Genomic DNA, 12,111 nt, shown 5'->3' with positions numbered 1-12,111 from the left:
CTTCGGCGCGAAACCCAACAGCGCGCGGCACGCGGTGTGAGCGCGAATTTCGACACCACCTGATGACCGAATCCCGCTCCAGCGGTACTCGATCTACCTTCCGCTGCTGGTTGGAAAGCTGCGGATCAGAGCGGCCGACTGGCGGTGGTGCTGTTGGATTTCGTGCACATCCCAACGGACGGTGTCGGCATTGACGCTCAGCGCGGTGTCGAGATCCGCGTTCAGAACCAGTCCGGCGCATCATCGACGGCTTCGACGCCACGGCGCTATCGTTCGCGTCCTCGGCCTCGTTCCCTTTCCTGCGATCTGACTCGGGCTTGCCGGCCTGCGCGGGTGTAACCGCGGTGCGGCTCGATGTGGCGCGTTCGCTCCTCGTCGCCGGGTGCCGGGTATGAGCGTCGCAATATGTCGGCCACATCGGGTGGTAGGCGTTCGTGCGCTTCCCGCAGGTCGCGCACTCGCCGGGCCTCGCGCTCGGCGGCCTCGCGCTCGCGCGCATGTCGCGCGGCGTCGTGACGGCCTCGCTCGCTCATCTCCCGGAAGCGACGGTGCACATCGTATAGGCCGTCGGCGCGAATATGCGCTCTGTCGACGTGGGTGAAGCCTCTCTCGGCGCCGTCGCGGAACCGCTGGTAAGTCCTGGTGAGGTGATCGGCGCGCTCGCGGGCAGCGTGTCGGGTCTTGGTTCTTTCGTTCTTCTCGCGCTCTCGTGCGTCTTTTTCCCGCTGTGCGCGTTCGCGTTCTGCCCGGTCGCGTTCCCGTTGTTTGCGGTCGCGCTCTGCCTTTTGGCGGGCCTGGCGTTGTAGCTCGGGCCGAGAGATCAATTCCAGCTGCCGCGACTGCGCGATGCGCTGGCCCTCTTTGATGGCCAGCACTGCCTCGGCGCGGGAGATTATCCGGTGCTCGAAGCGGTCGGGGAACTCGCGTTTGAGGGCATCGATCCAACGCTGGGCTTCAGCAGAAATCGGTGTGCCGGCCACCGTTTCCCAGCGGCTGCTGCCCAGCGTCCCGTCGCGGAGGGCGTCTCGTTCTTTTCGCAGCTGGGGAACGGCTTCTCGGTCGACACGTCCGGACTTGCGTTCTCGGCCTTGTTCGACTTTGCCGCGGCTGTCGAGCTTCGCCGAATCCAGGACACGGCCCCCGAGCGGTACTTGATGCTGCCACCCGGCTTCACGGGTTTCGCGCTCGAGGTATGCGCGTCCGAGTTCGAAATACCGGCCTTGCTCGTGCGGTTGCAGACCCGCCCTCAGGGCGTCGTAGGCGTCGCCCGCGTCACTCATCGCACACCGCACCCCCGCCGCTGCTCAATGCATCAGCAGGGCTTGCCGGCCTGGTCGATCTCGTACTCGGTGGTCTCGGCACTCTCGGTGATGAACAGGCTCTCGGCCATGCTCACGAGATCTTCGTCGGGACCATCGGCGAAATGCACCGCAGGCGCGAAATCCTTGTACAGCGGCCGATACCGGGTGTCGGCGGTCGTCCACGTCATGCCAGGACGGCGCCGGATGACGACCTCACCCAGGTAGCGGATGAATTGATCTGCTGCAGTGAAATTCTCCGGCGCGACGAACGCCTCCCAACTCCCGAAATGCTGTCGGACAGCCTCCAACACGCGCGTCGAGATCGGCGGCTGCCACCAGACCTCGGAGTAGTCGGCTACGCCCGGCACGGTGTCGGTCAGAAGCGCGCGGATCGCTGCCTCAATTTGCTGTGGCGCAATCCAATCCAGCCATTGTTGGCTCCTCTCATCGAAGTCGATGTCGAAACCCAGCTGGTCATCGGTCATGCCCGGCTCCCTCGTCTTGATGTGCGGTCGGTTTCCGGTCACAGTATCGGAGGCCCCGGTTGCGCCAGCACCGCCGAACAGGCTTGAACGTCCTGGTCATCAGCGCATCCAGCGCGAGCTGTTGGACGGCGGCCTCGCACGCGGGGTGGCCCGCCGACACTGCGTGAGGCGCGGTGAAATCTGCGACGGCCGGTGCTGCGCAGTCCGGCTGGGTAGTGTCATGCTCGGTCGCGTATCTCGTCTGCCAGTACGTCGAGGGCTTCGATGTCGGCGGCCAGGCTCGCAGGATCGAAGTCGGTGCAAGGCGTTTCGCGGGAGATCTGAAGCTGGACGAATCCTCGCACGACGGAAGCAGCCACCTGCCCGTACGTGCGTGACGGGACACGGGAACTGGTTGTCGGGGGGTTGCCGAGCAGGGACTGCACGTCGCGGTCGATCAGGAAGGCCCCGAACGCGATCAAGTCCTCTGCCCGACCGTCTGCGGTTCCCGCGTTCAAGGCTTGGTAGTGCCGGCGCCACCATGCGAGCATCTCGTGAACCGCCACCAGCAGCACCGTGTCCGGGGTTTCGAAGCCTGCGAGGACCAGCACGATAGTGCCGGCATCGGGCACTGGACGGTTACGGGGGTCGGCAGTGTCGATGTCAGCGGCTCCTTTCGTGGGTGTGCCTCCTGCCGGGTCGTGGATAGTCGTGGGAAACACATGGTGACGCGGCGGCATCAAGCTGGTTCCTCGTTGCGCAGTGGGTTGATGGCGAGGTGTGGGTCTCGTCGGGGTTGTCGGGCACTGTGGCGAGCGTGGGAGGCGGCGAAGCTGGCGGCGTCCCAGCCGGTGAGCTGTTCGTAGACGGCGGTGTAGTCCTGGGCGGCCAGTGGCGAGCCGGGCAACTGCGGGGTATCGAAAGCCGCGATCAGTTCGTGTAGATGATCGGCGAGCAACACGTGGTGTCGGGCCAAGTCCGTTGTCGTCGGGTGGGTGGTGTCGATGTGGTGGTCGCTGAACCAGCGGCTGTGCCGGTGCAGGCACTCGATCGCATACGCCTGCCCGATGGTGGTGAGGAGGTGTGCCGCGTCCGGGTCGTCGGTGGTGGTCGCGGCGATGAGCGGGGCCACGGCGAGGGCGCGTTCCGCGGTGGCTGTCGACAGCGCGATCGCGGCACCGCCGGGGCCCAGGACCGGGCCCGCGACGGCGTAGTCACCGCAGCGCAGCCGTTCGGCGAGGATGACTTCACGGCGAACGAGAAGCTGGATTTCCGGCGGCAGGTCGTCAGGAGTGCCCGGCAGCACCGGGTGAGGCTGGATGGACAAGGCGGTACCTGATTTGATCTGCAGGACTTGGGTTTCGCCTTCGGCGATCATTGCGCCGACGATAGTGGTGTGCCAGTCGGTGAGGCGGCTGATGTCGAGGGTGCCGTGCGCGGCGGCCCGCAACCGGCACGTCGACAGAACGCGGTGAGCGATCAGGGTGAGCGCGGGTTTGGCGAGCATCGACCACAGCGCCTGAGTGCCGTCGCTGCTGGTGGTGCCCGCCCGCATCACCCGCAGCTGCCGGACCAGCACCGACGCCGCCACCACCGAGACAACCCCGTCGACAAGGTCAGCTTCCACCGCATCGCGGTCGATCATGCGGGTACCAGCCCCCGAGACACGCTGGGCGGCGAAGTTCGCCACGCTCGCCACGGCGGCGCGAGCGGCGGCGATCGAGGCGCCGGCCAGATCGAGACGCCCGTCACCGAGAGCACCGATCGAATCATGGAACCGCCTACGCAGCGGGACCGAACAATCCAGGCGCCCCTCTTCGGTGACACGAGCCCAAGTACCGCCCAGCAAAGCATCCGCCGGCACTCGACAGCCCGAAAACCTCGTGATCGCGTTGTCCATGTCGAACCCGTTGTCGGGCAACCGGACCACCTCGACGCCCTCGGCGAGCCCGTCCCGGTCGCGCAACCGCAACACGAACAGGAACACCCCGTTGTCTTCACCGTCGACGAGCAAGCGCGCGGCCACGACCACGACCGTCGACACATCGCAGGCCGCGACGTTGGGCATGAAGCTCGTCGCCAGCATGTCCGCGCTGTGGAAGCGGATTGTTCGTGTGGCCGAGTCCATGTCGGCGATGAGGCGATGGTCGGCCCCGTTGGTGCCACCGGTCTCGGTGAGCATCAACACCCCCAGCGCGTCACCGCTACTCAGCGCGGACAAGCAGTCACGTTGATACGCCGACCCGTTGCCCAACGCCAGGATCGCGCCCATCGCCAGATCGAAATGCCCGGTCAACACCGGCAACAGGCGAGGCGCGCCGATCGCGGCCTCCTCACACAACACCCCCCGCAGCTGGACATCGGTCGCGATCCGTTCCCCCGGCCCGAGCTCGGCGAGCACGGCCCGCAGCAACCGCGGACCCGCCGCGGCGCGTTCGGCCTCGGTGAGCCCGGAGCGGGGAACATCGCCCAGTCCGGTCACCACCGCCCGGACTCGGGCGCGGGGTTCGGGATCGGGCCCGAACAATGCGATGCGCAGGCCGGTGACAAGTCGATCGCGGTCGAGGCGGTCTTCGGGGGCAGTGACAGATTGGGTAGGCATGGGCGGACTCACTTCCGATCCGTGCGGCGCGACACCGCCCCCCATCAGGCGGCCGGCGCCGGTCAAAAAGGTTGATAACCAATAACTTTCAAGACGAACGGCAAGAGATGGGTGTCAGGCGTGCTGTTCGGCGACAGGTTGGCGGTGCCACAGGCCGACCATGTGGATGGCGTCGGTCCAGCCGGCCTGCAGGGCGCGGGATCGCGTGATGGCGTCGAGGACGGCGAAAGCTTGTGCGGGAGACCAGGCTTCGCAGGTGTCGGCGAGGTCGGTGAAGGTGACACCCCAGCGTTCGTTGTGGTGAGGTTCGCGCGCGGCGGTGCGCAGCACGGTGGCCATGGCCGTGCCTGGGGTGTGGAGCCATTGGTGGTCGAGGTCTGCGAGCGGGACGGAGATGGCATCGCACAAGGTCAGGGCTTGGCGCATGGTCAAATTCACGGTGGCCAGTTGAGCGTCGAGGAACGGGTGCCCCACGGTCCGGCTCAATAGATCAACCGATGACGGTAGCTGCTCGGGTGTCATGACATACCTCATTCGTGCTGTGGAGGAGAGGGGTGAAGACGACGGGGAGTTGTGTCAGGGCGCGGTGGAACGGTCCGGGTCGCCGCGCCAGTTGGGCGGGGGTATCGACGTGTAGGTCGCCGAGCATGTCGGTCAGGAGCTCGAGGGCGGTGAGTACGGTCGTTTTGGCGATGTCGCGTGCGGAGGCGATGCAGGCGTGGGGGCCGGTGAGCCAGCCCAGATGCCACTTCCCGCCGACGTCGGTGCGTCCTTGGGTGACGGTGGGGTCGGTGTTGCAGGCGGCCATGCTGATGACTACGGGCTGATCGGCCGGGAGCCACACCCCGTCGAGGATGATCGGTTGCGGCGGGTAGCACAGGCCGTGCGCCGCCAGGGGCGGGTCGGTGATCAGCAGCTCGTCGATCGCGTCCTCGATCGGCCGAGACCATCGGCCGGGCCCGCCGATGAACCGGTCGTCGGTCAGGATCAGCAGCAGTGTGTTGGTGATCCAGTTCGCCATCGGCTCGATCGCGGCGGCGTAGAGCGTGACGAGCTGATGGCTGACCTCGGTATCCGACAGCCCCGCGGGGTCGGTGATCAGTCGGGTGGTGATGTCGTCGCCCGGCATCGCCTTCTTCAGCGCGATGAGTTCGCCCAGGGCTTGGCCCAGGGTGTCGTTGATGGTGTCGGTGTCCTCGGGGCCGGTCGACTCGAACATCGCCGCCAGCGCCCCGGCCACCCGGACCCCGATACCCTCGGGGCAGCCCAGCAGCCAGTTGATGACCGAAAAGGCCAGCGGCATCGCGTATTCGGCGAGGACGTCGGCCCGGCGGCGCTGGCTGAAACCCTCGATCAGGCGAGTGCCGATCGTGAGGACACGCGGGCGCACACTGTAGAGGTCGACGGCGTCGAGGGCTCGTGTGTTGACCGCGCGGTAGCGGGCGTGCTCGGTCCCGGTGGTGCGCAACGCGTTCGGCCGGTACTCCATCATCGGCCCCAGCGGGCAGCGAGCGGGCATCGACGGCTGCCAGCGGCGCGGATCGGCCGGGAACTGGCCGGGATTGTGGCGAATGTGGCAGGCGATCTTGTAGCCGATCACCAGCGTAGCCGGGACGCCCGGCGCGAGTTCGACCGGCGCCAGCGACCGGTGACGACGCCTCATCCGCGCATAGGCTGCGTGCGGATCGGCAGCGAACGCCGGGGCGTAGAGCCGGGTTCGTTCCCCGAGCTGCTCGATCGACAGCACGTGCTTGTCCGCGCCCGTGAGGGCGGGCTGGGTGGTGGTATGGAAGGGCTGGGACATGTGCGCGTCCTACTCGGGCGTTCGTGGCAGGGGGGTGAAGGTGACGGGCAGGCTCAGCAGCGGCCGATGCGAGGGGAACCGCCGTCGCTCGACCGCGCCTGCGGGCACGCTGAGACCGAAATCCGGGATCAGGTGCAGGATCTGGTCGAGCGCCTCGCCCGCGATGACTTTCGCGATCTGCTCGGCTGGGCACCGATGCGCCCCGCCACCCCAGGCCAGGTGCCCGCTGTTGCCGCGCCGGACACGACGGTCGGCACCGGCGACGGTGGCCGCGGTCAGGTCGACCATGATCGGGCGAGTGCTGGAAAGTTCCTCACTGGCATGTATCTGCATCTGCCGCGGGAACCGCGGAGCCGACAACCGAACCGGCGGATCGGTATGCAGGACCTCATCGATCGCGGCATGCGGGGTGAGGATTCCGCCGACCACCTCATCACCGAACTCGGCATCGACGGTCATCCGGTGCAGGGTGTGGGCGATCAGGTTCCACGTCGGCTCGGTGGCGAACCGGTACACCACCGCGAGCTGATGCGCTGCCTCGAGGTCACTTAGGCCTGCGGGGTGGGCGAGCAGCCACGACGCGACATCCTCGCCCGGCGCCTGCCTTTTCGCCTCGACCACTCGCGCCATCACCGCGACGAGCTGTCCCTGTCCGCGGTCGCTCATCGCCGGTTCCATCGACCCACGCAGCACGTTCATCGCCTGAAACGCCGCCTCGGCAACCGTGTCCGACAACCCGAGCACCCGATCGATGAGGGTGACGACCAGCGGGATCGCGAACTGCCCCACCACATCAGCGCCACCCTCGGGCCCCCAATCAGCGACCAGCGACGCCGTCACCGACTCGACAGCCTTCTGCAGACGCAGTAAATCCACCCGAGCCAGGCTGTCGGTCACGGCGCGCCGCAACCGCCGATGGGCATCACCGGTCGCGCACAGCACATCCGGAGACCACTGCAACATCGGTTGGCTTGCCACATCGGGCCCGGCCGCCCGCAGCCACGACGAGGGATCGCACGGGTAGGACTCCGAACTGTCGAGAACAGCCCGCGCCACCGAAAAGTCCGACACAACAGTCACAGCGATCCCTGGCGCGACTTCGACCATCGACCACGGTGCACGCCGACGCGGCGCGAGGAAGTCCGGCTCGACCGGCCGAGCGTGATCGACCGGACACCCACCTCGCGACGCCGGCACGGGTGCCGTCACCGCAGGCACCCCACTCGATCATCAGCAGACACCACAACGTCCAGCCGAAAGGCCAACGGACGCACCGGTCCATCCCGGAAGATCTGCTCTACCAACGCCATGAACAGTGGGTAGTCAGCCCCTTCCGACAGCCACGCCCGCGCGCCGGAGCCGTCGCGCATGCGGCCGTCGCGCCGCAGCTCGAACTCCCGCACGCCGCCGCGCACGAACCCCTGCCCCAGCACGAGACTCGCGGCGACCGCGTCGTGGAGCTTGCTGGCGGGATAGAAGCGGGCGAAGAACTGGTCGTAGTGCGCGCGCAGCAACTGCGCCCACCTCTCGGGCCGCGAGTCCAGGAGCCGATAGATCGGCGAGGACACAGATACCGCGATCTCGTCGACGAAAGTATGGTCCGACAGCACCAGCGCGACGTGCTCGACTTCGGCCAGAACCGTTTGCACCGCCGCTGGGTTCATTCGCCAGTTGTGCTCGGCCCGTCCGGGTTTTCGGTACTGGAGTGCGCCGCCCATCGCCGTGACGCGCAGTAGGCGTTGGAGGCCCAGCGGCGCGGTCCGGTGGGTGTCGGTGATCAGCAGCCGCGCGATATCGGTGAGCGGTCCCAGGCTCAGGCAACGCACCGATTTCGAACCGGCCCCGCACAGTTCGCTCATGACGTCGTAGAGGTCGACGTGCGGGAGGTCGATGTCGGCTGGGAACAGGCCATCGGCGGCCCAATACCCCGACGCGCCGAGCGAAAGCCCCGCGACCACGCGAACGTCACTGCGGCCCAGCAAGTCCAGCAGATGGCGAGCCAGCTTGGCTCGCCGGCCGTCCGGGTACTCGTCGACGGTGACCACCAGCGCCAGCTGCGGGTCGGTGATCGCCATCAACGCCAGCGCTGCGGCGTCGTCGACGTCGCCGCCGATATCGGTGAACACGGCAGTCGGGGTGTCCAGGGACGCCGGTAGGGGCTGGATGGGTGGATGGGGAGGGTTAAGCGTCATGGGTGAGCGCTCCGATCACCTCGGCGTAGGCCGGGAACTCATCGACCGTGGTGTCGGCGGTCGGCGCGGGCCCGCGCCACCGGCGCCGCGATACTCCAGCGGTCGGCAACGCGAGCTCGGCTCCCGGGCCGACCGTGACGATCGACCTGGTCTTGGCACGCCTGGCCAACGCGAGCAGGTCGTCTCCGGAGGCCGGCGGGCGGGTGAGAAACACCCACACTCCGGGGCCGGACCGGTGGACCAGGGTGATGATCGGCAGATACCCGTGCAGCCGCCCGACCGCATCCTCCGCGAGGTCTTCTGGGGCCATGATCGCCCGCACCCTGTGGGTACGGATCATCAGGGCGCGAGTACGCGACTCGTAGAAGCAAGTGCCGAACAACTCGTCGTACAGGCATCGCTCGTAGTCGCGCGTCGTTCGAAAACCGCAGGGAGAAGGCTGCGGCACTGGCGGAGCGCTCGGCTCGGTGAGAACGGTGGACATGGTGAGGGTCCTCGATCGGAAAGTAGGCAGGCACGGACTTCGACTCGGCATCGGGGCCGGGGGAGATCATTCGTGGGTGGTGATGGCGTTCCGAATGAGCGCGTGGGCGTCTGTGCCCTGGACCGCGCGCTCGGTGAGAGTGTCGAACACCGTCAGGTAATCCCCGATATCGGCAGGATCGGTGACTCGCAAACTGCCGGTCACTGTCTCCACAACCGCCTGGTCATGGTCGTAGATGACGAAATTTGTTGAGGCGGTGTGAAAGTGCGTATTCCGGGGCAGGATGCCCAGAGTCGAGTTCGACGGCAACGGGCGCAGCAGCATTTCCAATTGCGTGCGCGTAGTTTCCGCGTCACCGACGATCGTGTGCAGGGCCTGCTCACCGAGCACGAAATGCGTACGAACCTCCGACACGCGCCAGCGTCGCTGCCGCGCCAGCCGCTGCTCCAACGCAGCCCGAACGTCATCCTCGCCGACGCAGACGTCCAGGACCGCGTGGGCGTAGTCGCGGGTTTGCAACAGCCCCGGTACGACGCTCGGATCGAACCATCGCATCACGACCGCATCGGTTTCCAGTTGCCCGGTCTGCTGCTGCAATTCGCTCGACGGATTCCCACGCCACACCACGAATTCCGGGCGCGGCAATGCCATATCGACAGCCATGATTCCTCCAATAGTGTTGCCAATGAATATTTTTGAGACGCCTACGTCGGTTACGGGGCGACGATCGTGGCGATCAGTGTCCGACCGTCGACGGTCGTGGTGGTGATGAGTTGCCGGGTGACAGCGGTGGTTTCGGAGCCGACCTGCTCGGTGATCTCCACCTGCCACCGATCGATCGAGTCCGGCTCGATCCGCACGCAGTAGCGGGTATTCGCAGCGACTTTGCTGATTCCAGACTGAATGAACTCGCCGGTCAGCGGGTACCGCTCACCCCGCTGCGTATTCACGCCCTCGGCACCCGGCGCCAGGAACTCCAGCGCGTGCGTGTTCGACCGCTCGGCGTAGTACGCGTGGTTGAACGCGAGGATCACTCCAGGCCCGCTGCGGGTGTCCCCGGGGCCGGTGCCCGACACCGCCAGTCCGGCGCGCGACTGGCGGCACCCATCCGCCGCATGGGAGCTCACCACCGGGTCCACTGACGCGGTGATGGTGGGTGTGGGTGTGCGGGTGTGGTTATCGCCGCCACCGTTCACGGCCGATATCACCACCAGCACAACGACACCTACAACCACCACCACACCGGTTGCCAAGCCCGCCCCGCGGTCTCCTCGCCAACGCGCCGGTTGCCGCCGCAGCCCAGCGGGGCCCGGTTTGCTACCGGTCCGGTCGACCACGCGCGGCACCGGCGGAGTGTCGGTCGCGCCGGTGTCGATGGTCCACATCGAGTGGACACGCATCATCGGGCCGCGCTCTCGCTGCGGTTCGGCGGCCCGCAGTGGTTGATCGAGCCAGTCGTCCCAGGCACCCTCACGCGTGCCGGCCCGCCCAGATGGCCTCGGCCGTGGACTGTTTTTCCCGCGCTGCGGCTTCCGCGGCGGTGTGCACACCATCGGCAGTTCGAGGTCGAACGGATTCTCCGACATGGCATCGCCCACCGGATCACGCCCGATGACTGTCCGGCACAAAGCGATTGGCCTCGATCAGTCGGAGCTTCGCCTGTTGCTTGACCGGACAGATGCAGAACGCACAATCAATATGCACCTGCATGATCGCGTGCGCGAAATTCACAGTCATCACCGGAACGCGATCGTGATTCATCACCCCGTACATTTCGTCTCCTCCGGGCGGCTATCAGTGAACATCCGAAGCCACAGTGACCTACGACATCGACCCAAATGGGGTTCATTTGAGGTCCATTTGGCGCGACTCAGGGTTCATTCGTCGACAGGGTCTGTCGTGGTGGAGTGAAATGGCACTACGGTCAGGTGTAGGCGGGAGGGAATTATGGACAGGGATCCACGGACCCGGCTTGAGGAGCTCGCTTGGCGGCGGCGGCTATCCCTCGCTGACTTTCAAGAGCAGTTCAAAGTTCACGCCGCTGGCATCGGGGAGAACGTCGAAGTCTCTCGCAGCCAAGCGAAGCGGTGGTTGAGCGGCGAGCCGGGGCTGCCTCGGGCGGTGTCGAAGCGAGTTCTCGAATCGTGGCTCGGTGAGCCAGTCGAAGAGCTACTCGGGCCACCGCGGAGCCTATTGCGTGACCCCACCGAACAGGAGCTAGCTGTGAATGCCGGACGGGAGTCTGTGAGCCACGCTATCGCGGCGGCGTCTGTGCTGGATCCTTCAGCGATCGAGCATCTGCATGCTGCCGCAGGTAGGGCCGCCCGCGACTACTACGCGAAGCCCTCGCTGGAGATGTTGACCGATCTACTTGCCCTACGCGACACCGTGTACACGCAGCTTGACCGCACGCGCAAGCCTAAGCAGCAAGCTGAGCTGTATCTCATTGCGGGGCAGGTATGCGGACTACTGTCGAGTGTGTCCTGGGATCTCGGCTTACGTAATGCAGCTGAGGAGCAAGCGCGTGCTGCGCACACCTACGGCAACGTCATAGATCACCCGTCGCTACAGGCGTGGGCCCGTGCTCTGCAGGTGACCGTAACCTTCTGGGGTGGATATCCCCGCCGAGCGGCCTCCATCGCCGCCAACGCCCTGGAAGGCGCACCGGTTGGGACAGCTCGGGCGCGGCTTCACAGCGTGAACGCTCGCGCGCTGGCCATGATCGGTGCTCGTGGTGAAGTGCGCGCGGAACTCGACGCCGCCGTGGACGAACTGGACCGAGCAGGCGGCGACGAATTCCTCGACGGTATCGGCGGAGAGCTCGCGTTCGATCGAGCACGGCGCGGATTATGCGCGGGCGCATCCTATGTGGCGCTGGGTGACGGCGACCAAGCCGAGCACGAGGCAGCGGCCGCGATACAGCTGTTCTCCGCTAGCGCGTCCAACGAGCAGTGGGCCGCAGGGCTTCTCGGCGCGCACGTCGATCTGGGTGCGGCTCGTACCCTGAAGGGCGATTTGGCCGGCGCGAAGCACGCACTTGCTCCCGTGTTCGAACTCCCTGCGTCGCGACGAACCGAGGCCATCGCACAACGGCTGCATGCGTTGAGTCGAGTATTGGGCACGGCACGCTATCGCTGTGCCACCGAAGCCCTGGAGCTGGGTGGAGAAATCGAGGATTTCACCACCACCACTCTTGCCAGCATTACGGCGGGCGGGGCGTTGAACCAGTTGTCCTAGCGGACCTTTGACTGTCACTCGGGGTTC

The 12,111-nt window shown here is 66.5% G+C and carries 13 protein-coding genes; 1 reads left to right on the top strand and 12 read right to left on the bottom strand.

Annotation, left to right across the window (positions count from 1 at the left end):
* Positions 1-266: 266 nt before the first annotated feature.
* From NA3_RS37425 to NA3_RS37900, 12 genes are all read right to left on the bottom strand, one after another.
* Entirely contained in the window at positions 267-1,280 is a 1,014-nt protein-coding gene (locus NA3_RS37425; protein ID WP_128145458.1) for a hypothetical protein, read from the bottom strand.
* 32 nt (positions 1,281-1,312) lie between these two features.
* Positions 1,313-1,786, bottom strand: coding sequence for a hypothetical protein (locus NA3_RS34030; protein ID WP_062968858.1), 474 nt, complete (start codon positions 1,784-1,786; stop codon positions 1,313-1,315).
* 218 nt (positions 1,787-2,004) lie between these two features.
* Complete coding sequence (locus NA3_RS34025; protein WP_062968856.1) at positions 2,005-2,397, bottom strand: hypothetical protein; 393 nt, start codon at positions 2,395-2,397, stop codon at positions 2,005-2,007.
* Positions 2,398-2,504: 107 nt separating this feature from the next.
* Positions 2,505-4,367 (bottom strand): acyl-CoA dehydrogenase family protein, encoded by a 1,863-nt coding sequence (locus tag NA3_RS34020; RefSeq protein WP_062968854.1) that lies wholly within the window; start codon positions 4,365-4,367, stop codon positions 2,505-2,507.
* A gap of 114 nt (positions 4,368-4,481) precedes the next feature.
* The gene (locus tag NA3_RS34015; RefSeq protein ID WP_062968852.1) at positions 4,482-4,841 is read right to left on the bottom strand and encodes a hypothetical protein; all 360 of its coding nucleotides are present in this window, start codon (positions 4,839-4,841) and stop codon (positions 4,482-4,484) included.
* A 16-nt stretch (positions 4,842-4,857) separates the two neighbouring features.
* Positions 4,858-6,171 (bottom strand): cytochrome P450 family protein, encoded by a 1,314-nt coding sequence (locus NA3_RS34010; RefSeq protein ID WP_062968850.1) that lies wholly within the window; start codon positions 6,169-6,171, stop codon positions 4,858-4,860.
* 9 nt (positions 6,172-6,180) lie between these two features.
* Positions 6,181-7,251 carry a cytochrome P450 family protein gene (locus NA3_RS34005; protein ID WP_128145456.1) on the bottom strand — a complete coding sequence of 357 codons (1,071 nt, stop codon included), beginning with the start codon at positions 7,249-7,251 and terminating at the stop codon, positions 6,181-6,183.
* 125 nt (positions 7,252-7,376) lie between these two features.
* A complete protein-coding gene (locus NA3_RS34000) occupies positions 7,377-8,363 on the bottom strand; it encodes a nucleoside hydrolase (RefSeq protein ID WP_084492104.1) in 987 nt (328 codons plus the stop codon).
* Positions 8,353-8,673 carry a hypothetical protein gene (locus tag NA3_RS37420; protein ID WP_128145455.1) on the bottom strand — a complete coding sequence of 107 codons (321 nt, stop codon included), beginning with the start codon at positions 8,671-8,673 and terminating at the stop codon, positions 8,353-8,355. The genes NA3_RS34000 and NA3_RS37420 overlap by 11 nt, the downstream gene beginning before the upstream one ends.
* 240 nt (positions 8,674-8,913) lie before the next feature.
* Positions 8,914-9,510, bottom strand: coding sequence for a DUF5753 domain-containing protein (locus NA3_RS33990; RefSeq protein ID WP_128145454.1), 597 nt, complete (start codon positions 9,508-9,510; stop codon positions 8,914-8,916).
* Between the two features lie 50 nt (positions 9,511-9,560).
* Positions 9,561-10,250, bottom strand: coding sequence for a DUF8176 domain-containing protein (locus tag NA3_RS33985; RefSeq protein ID WP_157126628.1), 690 nt, complete (start codon positions 10,248-10,250; stop codon positions 9,561-9,563).
* 199 nt (positions 10,251-10,449) lie between these two features.
* A complete protein-coding gene (locus NA3_RS37900) occupies positions 10,450-10,620 on the bottom strand; it encodes a hypothetical protein (RefSeq protein ID WP_167355086.1) in 171 nt (56 codons plus the stop codon).
* A 450-nt stretch (positions 10,621-11,070) separates the two neighbouring features.
* On the opposite strand from NA3_RS37900, the gene NA3_RS37415 reads away from it, so the two are divergent.
* Positions 11,071-12,084 carry a hypothetical protein gene (locus tag NA3_RS37415; protein WP_063917866.1) on the top strand — a complete coding sequence of 338 codons (1,014 nt, stop codon included), beginning with the start codon at positions 11,071-11,073 and terminating at the stop codon, positions 12,082-12,084.
* Positions 12,085-12,111: the final 27 nt, after the last annotated feature.

It is taken from the genome of Nocardia africana NBRC 100379 (assembly GCF_001612635.1).
Lineage (GTDB): Bacteria > Actinomycetota > Actinomycetes > Mycobacteriales > Mycobacteriaceae > Nocardia > Nocardia africana.
Note: the sequence above shows the minus strand (reverse complement) of the source record. Positions and strands in the feature narration are given on the sequence as shown.